Origin of the sequence: Micromonospora sp. CA-248089 (genome assembly GCF_050948515.1) — a bacterium.
In the GTDB taxonomy this organism is placed as follows: Bacteria; Actinomycetota; Actinomycetes; order Mycobacteriales; family Micromonosporaceae; genus Micromonospora.
The window spans coordinates 1,841,251-1,858,653 of sequence record NZ_CP192016.1; the positions used below are offsets into that span (position 1 = coordinate 1,841,251).

Genomic DNA, 17,403 nt, shown 5'->3' on the forward strand with positions numbered 1-17,403 from the left:
CCAGCACCAGCCACCCCACCGACGAAAGGCAACCATCATGACCACCGGATACGTCTTCCATCCCGAGTACCTGTGGCACGACACCGGCACCAGCGCCGGCCTGCTACCCGCCGACCCGACCGCCGGCGTCCAACCCGCCGTGCACGTCGAGAACCCCGACGCGAAGCGACGCGTCCACGAGCTGATCCACGCCTGCGGACTGCTGGGCGAGCTGATGGTCATCGAGCCTCGCCGAGCCACCGTCACCGAACTGACACGCGTGCACACCCCCGCCTACGTCCAGCACATCAAGACCCAAAGCGACCTACGCGGCGGGGGAGGTGACGCCGGAGACGGCTTCTCACCGGTCGGGCACGGCAGCTACGACATCGCCCGCCTCGCCGCCGGCGGGCTGATCGAACTCGTCACCGCCGCCGCCCACGGCGACATCACCAACGGCTACGCCCTGGTCCGCCCACCCGGCCACCACGCCACCGCCAACCAGGGAATGGGTTTCTGCCTGTTCAACAACATCGCCGTCGCCGCCCGCCACGCCCAAGCCGAACTCGGGCTCGCACGCGTCGCGGTCGTGGACTGGGACGCCCACCACGGCAACGGCACCCAGGCCATCTTCAACGACGACCCGAGCGTGCTCACCATCAGCCTGCACCAAGCCGGCTGCTTCCCACCCGACTCCGGATGGACCCACGAAAACGGCACCGGCGACGGCACCGGCTACGCCCTCAACGTCCCCTTACCACCCGGCAGCGGCCACGCCGCCTACCTCAACGCCATGCACCAGGTCGTCCTCCCGGCACTGCACCGCTTCGCCCCCGACCTGATCCTGCTCGCCAACGGCTTCGACGCGAACGTCTTCGACCCCCTCGCCCGGCAGATGCTCACCGCCGCCTCCTACCGAGAGATGAGCCGCCTGCTCGTCGGCGCCGCCGACCGGCTCTGCCACGGCCGTCTCATCGCCGCCCACGAAGGCGGCTACAGCCCCTTCTACACCCCCTACTGCGCCCTGGCGTTCCTCGAAGAACTCACCGGCACCACCACCCACGTCACCGACCCCCTCGCCGCCGTCGTCGCCGGGTACACCGCCGAGCCCTTCCTGCCCCACCAGCGCGAGGTGATCGCGGCAGCCGCACAGCTCGTCGAACGGATCAGCCCAACCGCCACCAGCATCACCGGCTCCCAGTAAGGCAGCACCAGCACCCGACGCCACCGGCATCACCCCCCACGCCGACATCCAAGGGACCGCCATGACAACCACGCTGCCGGCCCACGCCGGGCCGATACACCTACTGCTGAACCCGAGCATTCACACGGTCCTGGACCGACTCGACATCCGCACCAACCAGCGGGTGCTAGACGTCGGCGCCAGCGAGGCGGCCAACACCCTCCTGGCCCGGCTCGTCGGCCGCTACGGGACCGTCACCGACATGCCCACCTCACGTACCACGACCGCAGCCGTGACCCGCCTGCAATGACATGACAAGCCGACCGGCCGCCGCGCTCAGAGGGAAGGCGCAGCGACCGGCCCCGCGTGGCTGGCGGCAGCGGCTCTCCCGTCCCCTACCGCCGGCCACCCCAACCAGCACGACGACAAAGGCAGCAAGAGAAAGGCAGGGCACGAGGTGCCACACCACATCCGGGCCGCGCGGTGGCGCGAACAGGACATCGTCGCCACGGTGATCGCCGAAGCCCTCCAACCCACTCCCATCGCCGCCTGGCTGATACCCGACCAGGAACAACGAGGCCGGGTCCTGGCCGACGTCGCCGCCATCTGGGTCGAACACGCCATGTTCTACGGCGACGTGCACATCACCAGCGACCACACCGCCGCCACCGTCTGCTTCCACCAATACGGGCCCGTTCCACCACCGGCCGACTACCCCACGCGCCTCGCCACAGCCGCCGGCCCACACGCCGAGCGCTTCCGTCTCCTGGACGACATCATGGACAGCCGGCAACCGACTACGGCGCACTACCACCTCGCCTTTCTGGCCGTGCGCCCCACGCACCAGCGGACCGGCCGGGGCCGGGCGCTGACGGAGCACCTGCGCTGCCGGCTCGACCTCATCGAACTACCGTCCTGGACCCTCACCCTCCCCGCCGGGCAACACCTCCTCGCCCAGGCCGGCTACGACGCTGACCACGCGATCTCGCGCCCGGCCGAGGGCGTGACCATCCAACCGATGTGCCGTCGCCCCGGCCAGCGCGACCGGGTAGACCGGGTCCAGGGGCCGGTTCTGCCACTCGGTCATCCCCTCGACGACCTTGTCGGTGATCGTGGAGATCGTCTGCCGTGACACCGGCGCTATGCACCTCGCCAGGTGGGCCTGGATCTCCCCGGTCGTCAGGCCTTTGGCCGACAGCGAGATGACCATGTCGTCAACGCCAGACAACCAGCGCTGGCGCTCGCGCACAATCTGCGGTTTGAATGACCCGTCGCGGTCACGCGGAACGTCGATCTCGACCGGGCCGACGTCGGTGAGCAGGGACTTGGTTCGTATACCGTTGCGGGAGTTCCCGCTGTTCCTGCCCGCCGGGTCGCCTTGTCATAGCCCAGGTGATCGGTGATCTCACCCTCGAGCGCCGATTCCAGGACACGTTTCGTCAGCTGTTGCAGCAGCCCCCATCGCCGGTCAGCTGTAACCCAGCCGCACGAGCCTGCTCCACCAGCTGGGCGGCCAGCTCCCCGTCGACACCCTCCCACCGGCTGCCCCGGCACGTTCCTCGCCACCGCGGCAGTATCCACCGGCGATCGTCGATCCATCAGACATCAAGTGCTGCTCCTTGATCAGGAGTTACACCGTTCGTCTACAGACCCGGCTGCGCCCGCCCGGGTGAGGCCCAAGCGGACGCAGCGCTGCGCGCGGCCCGCGAAGAGACCGGACTGACGGGGATCACCGCCGTGCGCAAGCTGGGGGAATTCGAGTACGACATCAGCGCGCTCCGCTTCGAGATCCAACGTCGGCACGTCTTCGCGCTGGCGCTACACGGAGCGACGCCCGAACGACGGGCGAGCCAGGAAGACCACGACGGCGAGCAGGAGCCCACCCGCTTCGAGTGCTTCTCGACACCGTTACAGGCCGCGCACGTCCTGCAGTCCGGCCAAGGCGCCCTCGTAGGCCGATTGCTCGACTAACCAGGATTCCCAACAGCGCCGATCGATCCCGTTCGCCGAAGTATTAAGGTTGTCGGGTGACGCGTGCGGACCCGGCTGATGACTTTCGTGCCGCGGTCGCGCAGTTGGCTGCCCTTGCCGACGAGGTGGCTGCCGAGCGTTCTCAGGAGGAGGTCCTCGAGGCCCTGACCGATCTTCGAGTCGCTGTGACACGGGCGTACCGCGGGCGGCGTCCGCGATCGGAGTTCGGTGGGGCTCGTGGACGGATCCTCCGGCATCTGACGAAGCATCTGGGCGAATGGGTGGGTAGCGACGAGATAGCCGCCGTATCCGGCATCGGGGAGTGGGCTCGCCGGATACGTGAACTTCGGTGGGAAGACGGGTACGAGATCGAGGAGGGTCGCGGCCGCTACCGTCTACTCGCCGAGAGTCCCGACCTTGCTCGGCAGGCCCGTTTCCGTACGGTCACGTCGATTCGAGAGATGAAGGGTCCGGTCGACGAGCGTGTGCTTGCGCTACTCCGCTCGCTCGTCAGGACCGCCGTGACGGCGGACGAGTTGGACCGGGTTGCTCGCGGCAAGACCGGGGCGACCGTCGCCCGTCAGATCAGGAACCGTGACCTTCTGCCGATCGAGACGGACGCGGACGCCCCGGACTTGCGCGCTGGGGAGCACCGACTGGTGTCGATGCGGGAGGCGGATCTGCTGCATCCGTCCCAGCGACTGTTCCCAGAGGACCTACGTCGGCAGGTCTTCCTCCGCGACAAGTTCACCTGCCGAACGTGCCGACGTGGACACCCCGGCGCGGACGCCCCGGCCGACGAGGTCTTCTACCTGGAGGTCTGCCATCTCGATGCGGCGCCCGACGCAGTGGTTGAGCTTTCCGCTGATCGTGTCGGCAGGCTTGCCCGGCTGGCGGCGAGTTGTAACGAGTGCATGGGCGCCAGCGCACCTCCTTGGAGGTAGCGGTCCTCGGCTGCAGCCATCTCGCGACCGTTTCCCGTACGGGTCGTCAACCGGCGGCGTATTTGGCGGCGGCCGACTGCGCAGCTGCGACAGCGTCTTGAAAGTAGCCAGGCGTAACCCCGTCGCCGACCACCATAACGCGGTCCAAGAGAAGGTTCCCTCGCTCGCAAGAGGTCTCGGCAACTAGCGCACAGCCGTGGCACGCGGCCAGGTTCATGCTGCCCAGGCCCTGGCCGCGGCTTTCGCGGCACAGCGGATCCGAGGAGCACCACGCTGCGTTCTCCAGAGCCGCGAACAGCGTCCTCGCCAGCCTCGGTGCCTCGCCCTGGCGGACCAGCCCGCCCAGGGTTCCCTCCGAGTCTCCGGCGGCGGTGTAGATGAGGACGCCGCACTCCGGCGAGCTATCGGTGGATGCGTAGACGCGCTCTCGAAGTGAGGCGGCGGAGTAGCCGCAGCTGAAGGCGAGCTGACGCATCAGGATGTGGGCGAGGGTGTGCAGGAGGATCATCCGTGGGGTCGCCACGGCGAACCTCGAGCCGATGGGCGAGTCTCGCCGCCGGCGTTCGAGCATGAGTGCGCGATCGGCGATGGCCTCCAGCTGCTCCCACTCGGTGAGTCGCCTCTCGTTGAGGGTCAGCAGTATGCCCTCACCGAACGATTCGACGGCGGGGAGCCAGCGGGCACGTCCGCGGGGGCCCAGGTCGACGTCGACCATGTCGGCCTGTAGGTCATAGCGGCGGAAGCCGTGCAAAACTCGTATCTCGCGGAGTTTGTGTGCCAGAACGACATGCCCGACGGCGCTAGCCAGTGTCTGCTGCTCGGCGTCCGGGGCTTCGCCTAGGAAGGGCGTCGAGGAGATCAGAAAGGTCGGTATACCGACTTTCTCTCCGGGGTCTTCGAGCGCTTGCCTGAAGGCATGCCACTCGTCGGTGAGCAGGCCCTCACGTTCCCCGTTCGGGTTCCGTGCCTCGCCGGCGGTATTGCTCGCGACGCGGCGGACGAGTTCGACGCTGACGTTGAGGTTCTCGGAGATCAGGTTGACGAACATCTCGGCGTACGGCCCTGTAGGCGCCGATCTGAGGTCTTCGAAGTTCCGGTGCTGCCTGATCTCGGCTTCTTCGTTGCGAACGGGGATCGAGGGCTCGGGGATGTCGAGCGCCGTGGTGGTCTCGCTGAGCGTTACGTTAGTGGCTCCCCGTTGGAGGACTTCGAGACGCTCATCGCAGGAGTTGAAGTCGGGTTGCTGCCAGGGCTGCGATCCGGAGCACCGGACGTTGATCCGCGCCAACGCCCCGCGGGCGGTGAGATCGCCGAGGTCCCGCTCGGCTGTACAGGCGATGCAGCGGACGATGAGGCTTGCGAGCCCTTCCGACCTGCCGGCTCGAGTGAGGAACAACAGTTCCTGTGCCTTGCACCGCCGCTGCGCCTCGTCATGGGGTTCGGAATGAGCCCACCGCACCCAGGGCACATCCATGGCGTGACCGCGCTCGGCACCCACCACGACGAATCGCATCGGAACCATCGGCCCCTTGCAGTGTTTGCAGCGAGGCGGTTCTCCAGTCTCGTCGTGATGCCGCACCCGGTGCATCCGGCGGCAGTCCTGGCAGAACAGCCAGCTGGGGAAGCGTTCGTAGAGTACGCCCGGGGTGCGCTTGGACGGATACGACGGGACGCTCGGTGGGCTGCGCAGCTCGGCGACCCCGAGCCGTTCCTCCAATCGCCGCGAGACGATCCGCCGGGTCTCGTCAATCGGCCAGCGGCTGATGTCCGCCGCCATCAGTGACTCGCCGAGGACGTCGAGGACGGCGCCGACACCGAACGGTGTGATCGTCTGACTCAATCGCGTGGTTCTCACAGGGCTTCTCCGATCACGACGACGCGGACGTTGCGGTCCACAGACCGCATCGAGCGCATCGTCTGCCAGGCGTCACGGCGTTCGCCGAATTCGCACAGCAGAACGGGATGGTCGTTGTCGCTACTGTCGTATCGCAGGTTCAACCCGAGGTCCTTGGCGCGATGGGCCTTGCGGTCCCATTCGTGTACGAGGCTCTGCACCTCGGCGGTCGTCTCGCCGACGGAGTCCGGTTCGCTGCGGGCGACGGCGTCGAGCAGGATGCGGACCGCCTTCTTGATGGACGGGTCGGCCGCCCGGAAGTCCCCTGCCTCATCGTTGGTCCGCAAGCCGGCACCGTGGCGGACCAGCATGACGAGTGCGGCGTGCAGGGAACGGTCACGGGAGGCCGGCGACCATGGGGTGACGCTGGTGGGCTCGACGTGGCGGTACAGCGACTCGTGGAAGGCCCGGAACGACTCGTAGTGAGACCGGTCACGGGGCTTGCCGGCGCGGAGCAACGTCACTACCAGACCGGGCACCTCGGAACGACCGACACGACTGGTGGCTTGAATGTATTCGGCGGTCGTCTTCGGTTGACCGTTCATGAGCATCAGCCCGAGTCTGCTGATGTCGATTCCGACGGACAGCATGTTGGTCGTCGCGGCCAAGTCGACGGCGTCGCCTTGATCGACGCGTCGCCCGAGGCGGGCCAGACCCTTGATCAAGGCGCTGGGAGGTACGTTGCTGGTGAGCTCGATGACGCCCCCACCGCGTACCCGTCGCGCCCTGGCACCGCGTTTGTCGGCTCTGCTCGTCAGCAGGGAGTCGATGTCGTCACGAACGATCGTGACTGTACGTCCGAGTTCTCGGAGGGAGTTGTGATAGGCGATGACGGTCCAGTAGGCGTCCAGATCTCTCGGGTCATCCGACACCAGCATTGGAGCTTCGAGCAGCGCCAGGCACGCCAACCCGGTGGCTCGCGACTGGGTGAAGGACTGGGGCATGAGCCCCACGTACATGCGTCCGGGCGACCCGAGGTCGGTGTGCGCGAAGTAGCTGTCGTCGGCGTCGAGCCCGCTGGGCGGGAACAGCGCTACCGGGGAGCCGTAGAGGCGCTGTACCTGTTCTGGTGCGGACCTGATGGTCGCCGTCGATGCCACGACTTTAGGCTTGTCGCCGTTCCACCCGATGAGGCCGAGTATCGCGGACTCGTACAGGGCGACCGTGGTACCGAGCGGACCCGACAGCAGATGCAGCTCGTCTTGAATTACCAGGCCTGGTGGCGCGAAGGGCGAATCGTCACGTCCCAGGACGACGCCGGCGTCCTTGTGCCAGGGAAGTCCCGCGAACTTGTCGACCGTGGCGACTAGCAGGGTCGGCGGCTCGGCATAGATCTGCTGGTCGACGACCTTGACCGGCAGCTCCGTATGGAACGGACACTCCTCGTGAGGGCAGAACAGTTCGAAGGTGTGAGCGGTAGACCGCACCCCGTAGGCCGTCGGGTCGGTCGACCGGCGACGCGGAAACAGCGGCGTTGCGCACCACGGGCAGTCATTGATTTGAAACGGGTTGTCGGGCTCGGATGCTCGGCGCAGGGCGCGCGCCCTCTCATGAGCGACCTTGAAGCTGTTGGGGGTGGTTTCGCCGCCGAGCCATAGCCCGATCGAGAAACCGGGTGTTCCACGCAGCTGTGGCTCGTGCTCACGAAGTTGCTCGAGTGCACAGATGAGCGTCGCGGCGCGTTGGAACTGCTGGGCCGTCAGCATCCGTAGCGTGTAGCGGGTGAGGACGGCGGTGCCGCCGCCTCGCTGGCCGAGGGTGAGCCTCCGGTGGATCATCTCGAAGGCGGCCAGGGCGAGGTATGCCTCTGTCTTGCCACCACCGGTCGGAAACCAGATCAGGTCGACGACGTCTCGATCCACGTGCCGAGGGCTGGCGGTGGAGGCCACGGTGAGCAGTTGGAAGGCCAGCTGGAACGGATACCAGGACGGTTCGGCTACGTCGTCGGGACGCTTCGCCAACTCCTGTCCGCGTCGGCCGGGCGATGTCTTGGCCTGTAGGGATTGCAGTATCTGTTCCCGCATGGCCTTGTTGGCCAGGCGGAAGGAGGTTAGTGCGACGGCGCCGTCGTCGCTGGCGAGAAGTGCGACGCCCTCCCGCATCCTGTCGCGCGCGACCTCCATCCGACCCAACAGTCTGACGGCGGCTGCTGTATGACGTTGTGGCAGGTCGGTCGCCTCCGCTCGCCGTTCAAGGATCCAGGCGGAGTAGGCGTCGACGAACGCGTCGAGCTCGCCAGCGAGTGTCGCCGTGCTGACCGACTCGTCGGCGAGGAAGCGCAGACTCAACACGGACGACTCCCGTGACCCCGGTGAGACGCCCGGGACGATGCTGTGCGGCAGCATCTCAGTAGCCACCGCCGTGACCCCGGCGTCATCGCCGTCCCATGTCACCGAACAGCCGTGGCCGACGCCGTAGACACGTCGATGCCGATACATCAGCTGCAGTTCCTGGTCCTCCGGGTCATCGCTGAGAAGTGACATCGACGGGTAGGGACGCACTCGGCCACCCTCCACCTCGCACCGCAGGTGGACCTGGAAGAGACAGTCCTCGGTCGGCGGCGGCGAGTCCGCGTCGTCGTGGCGCGCGCGGTTCTCCACCGCGACCGTCACCAGCCAGGCGGCACCGAGCTGGCGCCAGACGGCTCGGAGCCTCGCGGCGCCGTCGAAGATCGTGACCGGCGCGGTACCCGGTTCGAACACCACCGACGGTTCGGCAAGTGGTCTGCGCGCCCAGCCCTCACCATCGGTCGTCTTCTCATATCGTGCTGCGGCGACGCGACAGTCGACCTGCGTGCCGTCATGAAGAAAGGAGACGGCGGCGGAGGCGGGGCGCCATGCGTTGGCTAGTTCGACGGGCTCGTCGAGGCCCTCTTCGTGGTCGTCGTCGCCCAGTATGCCGCCGTCCAGGTCCTGGGCGGCGGGCCCGCAGGGGAAGAGTGTGCCGACGAGATATGTGCGGTCGGGCCGGTTGGAGAGGATCTCCAGCTCGCCCTCCGCCGGCCCTTCGTACTGACGCCGTAGATGTGCGACCGTCTCGTCTCTAAGCTCGACGAACGTTCTCTGCCGTGTCATCGCAGGTTCTCCTGAGGCGCTGTGGTCAGCTGCTGCCAGGCCAGTGGGCCGACCGCGAGCCAGAGTGAGATTCGTGGTCGGGTCATCGCCACGTACAGGCGTGACCTGGCGGCCGGATCGGCCACCTCGTCGATGTCGACGACCAGCACGTGCTGCGCTTCGAGGCCTTTGAAGTCCTGGACGGTGGTGAGTCCAGCCACGCCCCTGTCGGAGGTCGTCGGGCCGGGACCGACGGGAGCGAGCTGGCCCGTTCGGAAGGCCTTGGTCCGTCGTGCAGCACTGTCCTCGGTGGAGTCACGCAGCGTGATGACGACTACCTCGGCCAGGTCGATCTCGTCGCGACGAAGCCTTCTCAGTCGGGCGTCCAGCAGGGCGGCGGTGTCGGCGTCCGTCGACGGTTGCTCGTACTCGACGGCCGGCCCTTCGCCGACCCTGGCGACGCCGAGGTCCGCACGTGTCATGAGTTGGGTCTGCGTCACGATCGCGGAGGTGTTGCGACAGTTGTATGGGAGTTGGTAGCGGCTCGCGCTAGCGGCGATCTCTCGATAGAGTTCGGGATCGAACGATCCGTGGATTCCCGTCTGGTTATTTGGGTCACTGAACATGCGCCACCGGCCGGCGCGTAGGCCGCCGACGACGAGTTCGTCGAGCTGCAGGCAGTCGTCGAGGTTGAGGAGATCCTGGGCCTCGTCCACCACGAGCAGATCTGCCGGTCGGCGGCCCTTCACGTCCGCCCAGGCGGTGCAGTCGACGTCAGCGTCGCCGAGTGAGCGTCGCATGACCTCGACGACGCGCGGCGAGCGGCAGGTCAACAGCACCGAGGCGCCGGAATGCGCGGCGCGACGCGCGGTCTCCACGGCGAGCAGCGTCTTTCCGGAGCCTGCACCACCGGTGCAGAAGATCCTGTCGTTGACCTCGCTGCCACGCAGCATGTCGTACTGCTCACGGGCGAGGTGCAGATAGTCGTTCTCGTATGTGGGGATCATGAGAGACAGACGTGGAATCCGGTCGAAGTCGGGCCGCAGGATCGCCAGCACCTCGCGGTAGTCGCCGCCCCGGACGGACCGGTGCGCCTTTGAACGCCAGAACGACAGGGCTGTCCGAAGTGCCCGTTCCAAGCCTGAAACGGTCATGGCTGCGGGGCCGATGTGTTCGGCGGGGTCCCACTCCAGGTCAGGGCCCAGTGCCTGATCGGGTGTCACGACGACCGCTCCGAAGGGGATTGTCAGTCCGGGAAGCCTGTGCGTGAGGTCGTTCTCCAAGGCGAACATCGCCGTCCGAGCCTGCTCGAAAGGCCCCTCGCGTTTCTCGCGTGACTCCCCGAAGCGGTCGGTGAAGCTCCAGATGCCGTTGCGGCGGGCGAGACGGCCGCCCTTGACCTCCAAAATCATGATCAGATCGGGGGTCACGATCAGGAAGTCGATCTCCGCCATTCGCTTGTACTCGTGGCGGGGCAGATGCAAGGAGTAGAAACAGGTGGCCGGTCGGCCGAGATCCACCTGTGCGAGCAGTCCGGCGACACGAGCCTCGGCTCTCGAGTCGATGTGCCCGAACCGTTCAGGGGCCGGGATCATCTTCACTCCGCATCACCGCCTCGGTAGCGCCACAGGTGGTCGAACTCCTTGTAGGCGAGCCTCTCCCCGAACACGTCGAAGGTGTCGGCGACGTTGACGACGTCACATTCGGGCTTCCCGCCGTTCTCCGGCCCGCGGAGGCCACGGCCCACCATCTGGATGTAGAGGTTCGGGCTGAAGGTGGGTCGGGCGATGTACAGGGCTCTGACGCCGGGTGCGTCGAAGCCCTGCGTGAGCACATTGCAGTTGGCGAGGACCCGCGTCTCGCGCGCGCGAAAGGACTCGATTGCCCGGCGCCGTTCCGGGGTCGGCGTCGAACCGCTGACCGCCCTGGAGGGGATCCCTTGCATGCGAAGCAGCGCGGACAGTGTCTGTGCGGCGAGAACGGACGACGTGAACACCAGGATCGGCCAGTCCGCGGGTTGAGCCACAATGTCTTCGACCAGCCGGAGGGTCCGATGGCGGTCCCCGCCGACACGTTTGAGCAGATCCTTGGAGAGGTCCCCGAATGTCTCGAAATGCCGCTTATCGGCCGGATCGAAATCGTATTTGAAGCCCTTTATTACACGATGGCGGACGTTTGCCAGGACACCCATACGCTGGAGCTCGGCGTATGGGTCCTCACCGAGCCCGTTGTCGAGTTGCCGCCCGAGGAATCGGTTGACCAGCCGCTCGTTGGCGGCCGGACCCGTGCCGGCGAACGGCGTTGCGGTCAGGCCCAGCAGCGGCCGGGCGGTCTTGCGGTGATCGATACCCAGCCATCGCAGAGTCGCTGTGATGCCCTTCGCGATGGCCCCATGTGCTTCATCGACGACGACGATCGCGGCCTTCCTTAGCCATTCGTACTCGTCTCTGTCGCGGACCTTGTCGAGTTTCGCGTCGGTCGCTACGACGACGCTGGCGTTATGGCCGGTGGCCGCGACCTCGTTGCGGCTCCAGAGGCGGCACAGCCGTAGCGGTTGGTTGCCGAATTGTCGCCAGACGGTCGTCCAGGTCTGCGCGGCCTGCTCGCAGAGTTCTTGACTCTGTGCGACCCAGAGGACCGGTCCGGCGACGTCTCCAGCGCAGATGGATCGGGTCAGCGCCTCGACTGTAACCCGGGTCTTACCGGCACCGGTGGGCAGGAACAGCAGCGCGCGGTCGGGCGCGACGCCGGGCCGGAGGAGTTCGCGGATCTGTTCCGCCAGTCTCTCCTGGTAGGGGTGTAGTGGTTTGAGGTCCGGAGGACCGAGAACGGTCGTGTCGGCGTCGACTCCTCGGTCCCGTTCGCCCGCGAACTCCGCGGGGAACCCCAGCCTCCGCACGAACGCTACGGCGAGTGCGGATCCTGCCCAGGTGTCGGGCACATCCTCGTAGCCGAAATCCCTCAGTTCTGCACGCAGGGCATGCAGAACGTTGTCACCGTGGTAGTGCATCAGCAGGTCGGCGATCTGCCGGTCGCCGTCGGCGCCGTCGAGGAGTGGAACCGCATCGAGCAGTTCCTTCGGCAGTCGAAGCGTCAGTGTGCTCGCCGGTAGGAGCGCGAGGAGACGCTCCGCGTGGTCACGGGCTGCTCGCGACAGCGCGATCGCGGCCTGGATTCGCGCGCTCTCCGCTTCCAGGAGCACGCGCTTGATGGCCTGATCGTCGAGGCCCAGATCGAAGTGGCGGGAGAGATGACCGAGGAGCTCCTCGTCGTCGAGCGAGTCGTCGAAGTAGACGTTGCGGCCCGCCACCGCGAACGGCAGCGATGTGCTCTCCGTGCCGGCAGACAGGATGACCACTCGCTCGAGCGAGCCGCAGCTAATCAGGTCGAGACCGTCGAGCACGTCCGCGCCGTAGTCTCGCAGGCGGCGGAAGCGCTCCAGAAGTACGACGGGTTCTCCCGGCGACTCGGTCACGACCTCGATCCGCAGTATCGACGACGCGGATCGACAGCCCCAGCTCTCGATCAACTCCTGGGCGAGAGGTTGGTCGTCGACTGTGACGAACGGCAGTGACAGCTCCGAAAGCGCCCGGGCCTCATCATCGGTGGCGGCGATCAGGAGCTGCTCGGGGGACACGGTTTCGTGGCCCATGCCCTTCACGGCCGGAACCTGATCGGGCACCTCGTCGTCGGGCAACCGTTCGAACGCGTCGGCGACGAGGGCCCCGAGCTGGCGGTGGTCGCCGCCTGTGGGTCGCCGGCAGAGGAACTCGCGCCAGACGGCCTCCGGGAGGTCGGTCTTGCCAGGTATGCACTTCAGCCGAGCTGTGGCCTTCCAGGCCGCCACCGGCAGCATGGGGCTCAGCTCTTCGCAGTCGGGATGCAGTGACAGAGCCGCTGGCCGTGGTCCCCATGTGGTGTCGACCAGGCCGTACCTCTGAGCCGCCCACAGGTGGGGTGCTGTCACGGTTCTGGGCGGAAACCTCTTGCTGTTCGGATGGCGCAGGGTCCAGACGGCCGGGGTCTCCAGCTCAAGAAGGGCTCGAGTCCAGCGGACGCTGGATGTCTCGTCACCGGAATCGGTGAAGCCACGGAGAACGTGGAGAGGGGCGGGTCCTTCCTGTTCCTCGAAGTCGATCTCCGAGGCGTCCGGACGACGCCCGGAAAGGGTTTCGAGATACGCGGAACGTTGCAGACGGCGGTACTCAAGCAGGGTCAGATCCGCCAGAACGGCGGGTGTGATCCTCGGCTGCGCGACGACGCCTATCGCCTGGAGGAGTCGGGGCGGTAAGCCGTGGAACTCGGTGTCGATCACGAGTGACGGCTTCATCGGATCGACCAGACCAGGCGACACGACGGTGCCTGCGTGCTGCCAGGAGTGGTCACGGCAACGCACCTTGAGCGTCATGCCCTTCATGAAGTGGTCCGAGAGTATCTTCTCGGCGTCGTGGATGCTCACGTGCAGGACGAGGGCCCAGAAGTCCTCCCACTGTTGCGCGGTCCATCGATTCGCCGCGGCGCCAGCTAAACGTCGCAGCTCGTGCGCGGGGTCGACGTCCTCGAATCCGATGGCGCGTAGGCTGTCCTCCACGCCAGGCCTGTCCAGTAGAGAGGGCCTGACCAGGCGGATGCCGGCGGCGGCGCTGAGCGAGTTACCCCGCAGGTAGAGCCGATCAGTATGATCGAGTCGATGTAATGTCCCGGTCACGTCAGGCATGATCGCGGCACGGCTCATCGCGCGTCTGACAGCCTCGTCGTCGATCGACATATACACCTGCAATGCAGCGTCGCACTGCTCGTCGGTCCCGGCGGACACCAGACGCTCGAGCCACTCCGCAGCACCCAGCTCGTTCCGACTCGCTCGCCCGGCTTCGCCGCGCACCAGCCTGTACAGCCGCGCCCGGCGCGTCGCGTTGCGGAAACAAGCCGGATGAGGGCTACGCAACGGCCTACCGGATGCGGAGCTCCACAGTTCGAGTGACTCGACACCAATCCTGAGTTCAGCGCTGGGGTACTCGAGGTCGGTGGGAACTCTCAAGGTGCCTTCAGCGTCGGGCACACAAGTCGTCACCTCCGCCAAACGTGGCACCAGCTCGGTGAGCCGCAGGTCTCCGAAGTTGTCGAACTCCCGTCCTCGAGCTGGCATGTAGTCGAAGTGACGTGCAGGATCCCCAGCCGTGTGCAGATGAGGGATCGCGTTGACGATGAGCTCCGCGACGACCTCGAGCAGCTCCTCATTGAACCTGCCCGGCAGCATGTTCGTTCGATCATCGCTGATGTGCCACGGCGCGTTGTGGATGCCGCGTGCCGAGGTGGAGTCCTGGAGCGGAAAGTAGGCCCAGAACCGGCCCAAGGTCTGGGTGGTATCGAGCGGCACGGCATACGTGACCACGACCTCCGGCCGGCGGATCGCTTCGCTCACCTCTGAAAGCGCCAACTCGGACGGCCGGTGAGATTGATGCCATACCATCCAATCTGCGGGCCGTTCGCCATTGGAGGTAAGGCGCTGTCGGCTCCCTTCCTGAGGCACACAGGTGAAGACCTTCTGAGTATCTTCTGTCGATATCTCGAGCTCGGCCACGTATGGCGCAAAAAGGAGGAACTCCTTCGGGAAAGCCCCAAGCTCCTGTTCCAGTCTGCTCGAGAGTCGCGCCAGAGGCAGTCGGACGACCGTCTCCGCCCACGTCCCGAGTTCCGCAAGAACAGGATCGGCGGCCATCTCAGCCTGGGCGTCAGCGTTGAAGGGGAGACGCAGGACCGGGTAGACCGATGCGTTCGGAGCCAGTTCTTCGAGACTTCTTCGTGCGATGTCGGCGCTGAACTTGAACGAAACCGACCGGCTCAGGATGGTCGGCGAGTCGCTTACCGCCAGCACCGACTTGAATCCGAGGCCGAAACGGCCCATGTCCTCGCCGCGCTTGTCACTGAGATAGGCGTGGCAGACAGCCTCGAGACCTCGCTGAGAGAACGGGGCGCCCTCGTTCGCGCAATACAGCACGTCGCCGCGCAGCAGCAGCACGACGCGGCCGCGCTGGCCGCCGCGGCGCAGCGCATCGGCTCCGTTCTGCACCAGCTCTAGAACCTGCCGATGCGCATATCCACCGGTGCGGAAACTGTCTTCCTGGAGTCCGTGTTCGTCGATGAGTCGAGGAGTCGATCTATACGAGCCCAACATACTGGCACGCTGATCATCGATCCACCTTTGGAGGGTATTGTCCGGATTTTCCCAACCCGAGAGGTCCGCCACTGCGCCATTATGGTTGACAAGACGCCTGGCAGTGATCCCTCGTCCGGGTCAATCCGTGACCGCCTCGACCGACTGTGTACTGCGGACTCGGTGTCAATGCCGCGACGCACCGCGGTCGCCCTTTCCGCGTCGGAGCAGCAGGGCGGGCGGACGTTCTGGGCTCAGATCAGCCTGCGTGTGCCCATTTTTTTTACGGAAACGACCGGTGCGCAGCGGAAGCTGCATGACGTTCATCCCGATCGTGATGTCCGACTGACCACACGCCCTTGCCCAAACCGATTGCAGGGGGGCCGCGGCTTCAGCGCCGCTCAGCCTACTCCACGGAGTCCCTCACCAGACCACCTGCTATCCCGTCCTCCTGTCCTGGAAGTCGAGCCACGTCGATTGTCGGGTCCTCGGAACCACTTGACCCGACGGGCGCCAGCGGGCGTGATTCTCCCAGAACGTTGTTGGGGTGCCGGTTGGCCGGTATCCATCCTGGAGGCGAGAGGAGAAGCAGTTGAGATCACGTACGCCGCGAAGCGCTACGTATCGCCGTCACCACCGCCGCCACTCGGGCAGCGGCATCGGTGGCGGTCTCGTGTTCCCAGATCCGGAGGACGGTCCAGCCGTGGGCCTCCAGGCGCTGGTTCGTGTCCGCGTCGCGGCGGCGGTTGCCGGCTATCTTCTGGGCCCAGAACTCCGCGTTGGTTTTGGCTACGGTGTGATGCTCGGGGCATCCGTGCCAGAAGCAGCCGTCGAGGAAGACCGCCAGTTTGAGCTTGGGAAACACCAGGTCGGCGGTACGCCTTACCGTTTTGATGGGGCGGCGGTTCACGTAGTAGCGCAGGCCGAGGGCATGGACGGCGCGGCGCAGGGCCAGCTCGGGCTTGGTGTCGCGGCCGGTGTTGGCCTGCATCGACTTACGGACACCGATAGTCGACGCCCAGGATCCTTCGGACATGCGTTCTACCTCACCGGCGAGCCGGCCTTGTCGCGCCCGGGGGGCAAACTATGATGTCGCAGGTGAGCAACCGCCCGAGCATGATCGACCTCTTCGCGGGATGCGGCGGCATGACCGTCGGTTTCCATAATGAAGGCTTTCGTCCGATTCTCGCGGTCGAGTGGGATCGTGCTGCGGCCTCCACCTACGCGGCCAACTTCGGCAAGGAGCACACGCACTGTAGGGACATCGAGACTTTCAAGGACGACGAGATCCCGCCTGCGGACGTCGTCATCGGCGGACCTCCATGCCAGGGCTTCTCCAACCTCGGGAGCAAGTCCGTGGACGATCCACGGAACAAGCTGTGGAAGCAGTATCTACGCTTCGTCACGATCGCGCGTCCGCAGGTGTTCGTGATTGAGAACGTGGAGCGGTTCTCACGTACGAGCGAGTTCCAGCTGCTGCTCGAGGAAGCCGAGCATGGCATCCTCAAAGGCTACAACCTCACCCACGGGGTTCTCCTGGCGGCCAACTACGGCGTACCGCAGCGCCGGCCGCGGACCATCGTCATCGGTTCACGCGTCGGCGAGATCCCTCTGCCGGAGGCGACGCACGCCAAGGTGCCGACCGCGAACCGGAAGCCGTGGAGGACGGTTCGGGACGCGATCGGCTGGGTGGACTGGTACCCGACCACCACTGAACTGCCAGAGAAGCACACCACATACTTCGAGCAGAGCATTCGGGGCGAGTTCCGAGGTACTGAGATTCACTTCGGACGTCAGCCGACGCCGATGTCGTTGGAGCGTTACGATCACGTCCCGCCCGGTGGTGGGCGATTCGATCTCCCAGACCACCTGCTTTCGAGGTGCTGGCGGGAGAAGAAGACGGGCACGACCGATGTCATGGGGCGGATGCGCTGGGATGCGCCTTCGTTGACCATCCGAACCGAGTTCTTCAAACCGGAGAAGGGCCAGTACCTTCATCCGCAGTGGGAGCTGGACCGCCCGGACCGGCGGGTCAACCGTGTCATCACGCACTACGAGGCGTCGCTTCTGCAGGATTTCCCGAAGGACTATCAGTGGTGCGGGTCCAAGACCGAGATCGCCAAGCAGATCGGTAACGCTGTGCCCTCCGGGTTGGCCGCGGCCATCGCCAAGCACATCAAGGGCCGCCTGAGCTGAGTCCGCTCTGACATCGACGTGACGCACGT

Annotated in this window: 10 protein-coding genes and 1 pseudogene; 5 read left to right on the plus strand and 6 right to left on the minus strand. The window is 66.1% G+C overall.

Features of this window, described 5'->3' with window-relative positions:
- Positions 1-37 precede the first annotated feature (37 nt).
- Both ACQP26_RS08970 and ACQP26_RS08975 read left to right on the plus strand, forming a co-directional pair.
- Positions 38-1,183 (plus strand): class II histone deacetylase, encoded by a 1,146-nt coding sequence (locus ACQP26_RS08970; RefSeq protein WP_433495412.1) that lies wholly within the window; start codon positions 38-40, stop codon positions 1,181-1,183.
- A 61-nt stretch (positions 1,184-1,244) separates the two neighbouring features.
- A complete protein-coding gene (locus ACQP26_RS08975) occupies positions 1,245-1,472 on the plus strand; it encodes a hypothetical protein (RefSeq protein ID WP_433495413.1) in 228 nt (75 codons plus the stop codon).
- A gap of 615 nt (positions 1,473-2,087) precedes the next feature.
- Here the strand turns inward: ACQP26_RS08975 and ACQP26_RS08980 are convergent.
- Positions 2,088-2,761, minus strand: a pseudogene (locus tag ACQP26_RS08980) (transposase); the annotation flags it as partial.
- A 120-nt stretch (positions 2,762-2,881) separates the two neighbouring features.
- Here ACQP26_RS08980 and ACQP26_RS08985 point away from each other — a divergent pair.
- The gene (locus ACQP26_RS08985; protein ID WP_433496111.1) at positions 2,882-3,133 is read left to right on the plus strand and encodes a hypothetical protein; all 252 of its coding nucleotides are present in this window, start codon (positions 2,882-2,884) and stop codon (positions 3,131-3,133) included.
- Between the two features lie 56 nt (positions 3,134-3,189).
- Positions 3,190-4,077, plus strand: coding sequence for a hypothetical protein (locus ACQP26_RS08990; protein WP_356981686.1), 888 nt, complete (start codon positions 3,190-3,192; stop codon positions 4,075-4,077).
- A 46-nt stretch (positions 4,078-4,123) separates the two neighbouring features.
- On the opposite strand, the gene ACQP26_RS08995 is transcribed toward ACQP26_RS08990, so the two are convergent.
- The 5 genes from ACQP26_RS08995 to ACQP26_RS09015 all read right to left on the minus strand — a co-directional run bounded on the left by ACQP26_RS08995 (position 4,124) and on the right by ACQP26_RS09015 (position 16,214).
- The gene (locus ACQP26_RS08995) at positions 4,124-5,917 is read right to left on the minus strand and encodes a DUF1998 domain-containing protein (RefSeq protein WP_356981685.1); all 1,794 of its coding nucleotides are present in this window, start codon (positions 5,915-5,917) and stop codon (positions 4,124-4,126) included.
- Positions 5,918-5,928: 11 nt separating this feature from the next.
- Positions 5,929-9,045 (minus strand): helicase, encoded by a 3,117-nt coding sequence (locus ACQP26_RS09000; RefSeq protein ID WP_356981684.1) that lies wholly within the window; start codon positions 9,043-9,045, stop codon positions 5,929-5,931.
- Complete coding sequence (locus tag ACQP26_RS09005) at positions 9,042-10,619, minus strand: nuclease-related domain-containing DEAD/DEAH box helicase (protein WP_356981712.1); 1,578 nt, start codon at positions 10,617-10,619, stop codon at positions 9,042-9,044. The genes ACQP26_RS09000 and ACQP26_RS09005 overlap by 4 nt, the downstream gene beginning before the upstream one ends.
- A 2-nt stretch (positions 10,620-10,621) precedes the next feature.
- Positions 10,622-15,271, minus strand: a complete 4,650-nt coding sequence (locus tag ACQP26_RS09010) for a DEAD/DEAH box helicase (protein WP_356981683.1) — start codon at positions 15,269-15,271, stop codon at positions 10,622-10,624.
- A 505-nt stretch (positions 15,272-15,776) separates the two neighbouring features.
- Complete coding sequence (locus tag ACQP26_RS09015) at positions 15,777-16,214, minus strand: very short patch repair endonuclease (RefSeq protein ID WP_356981682.1); 438 nt, start codon at positions 16,212-16,214, stop codon at positions 15,777-15,779.
- A gap of 53 nt (positions 16,215-16,267) precedes the next feature.
- Between ACQP26_RS09015 and ACQP26_RS09020 the strand changes: the two genes are divergently transcribed.
- Positions 16,268-17,374, plus strand: a complete 1,107-nt coding sequence (locus tag ACQP26_RS09020) for a DNA cytosine methyltransferase (RefSeq protein ID WP_356981711.1) — start codon at positions 16,268-16,270, stop codon at positions 17,372-17,374.
- Positions 17,375-17,403 lie beyond the last annotated feature (29 nt).

What these genes read in the sequence shown, in the direction of transcription:
- ACQP26_RS08970 (WP_433495412.1), top strand. Translation starts at nt 38, where the DNA reads ATGACCACCGGATACGTCTTCCATCCCGAGTACCTGTGGCACGACACC.
- ACQP26_RS08975 (WP_433495413.1), top strand. Translation starts at nt 1,245, where the DNA reads ATGACAACCACGCTGCCGGCCCACGCCGGGCCGATACACCTACTGCTG.
- ACQP26_RS09000 (WP_356981684.1), bottom strand. Translation starts at nt 9,045, where the DNA reads ATGACACGGCAGAGAACGTTCGTCGAGCTTAGAGACGAGACGGTCGCA.
- ACQP26_RS09005 (WP_356981712.1), bottom strand. Translation starts at nt 10,619, where the DNA reads ATGATCCCGGCCCCTGAACGGTTCGGGCACATCGACTCGAGAGCCGAG.
- ACQP26_RS09015 (WP_356981682.1), bottom strand. Translation starts at nt 16,214, where the DNA reads ATGTCCGAAGGATCCTGGGCGTCGACTATCGGTGTCCGTAAGTCGATG.
- ACQP26_RS09020 (WP_356981711.1), top strand. Translation starts at nt 16,268, where the DNA reads ATGTCGCAGGTGAGCAACCGCCCGAGCATGATCGACCTCTTCGCGGGA.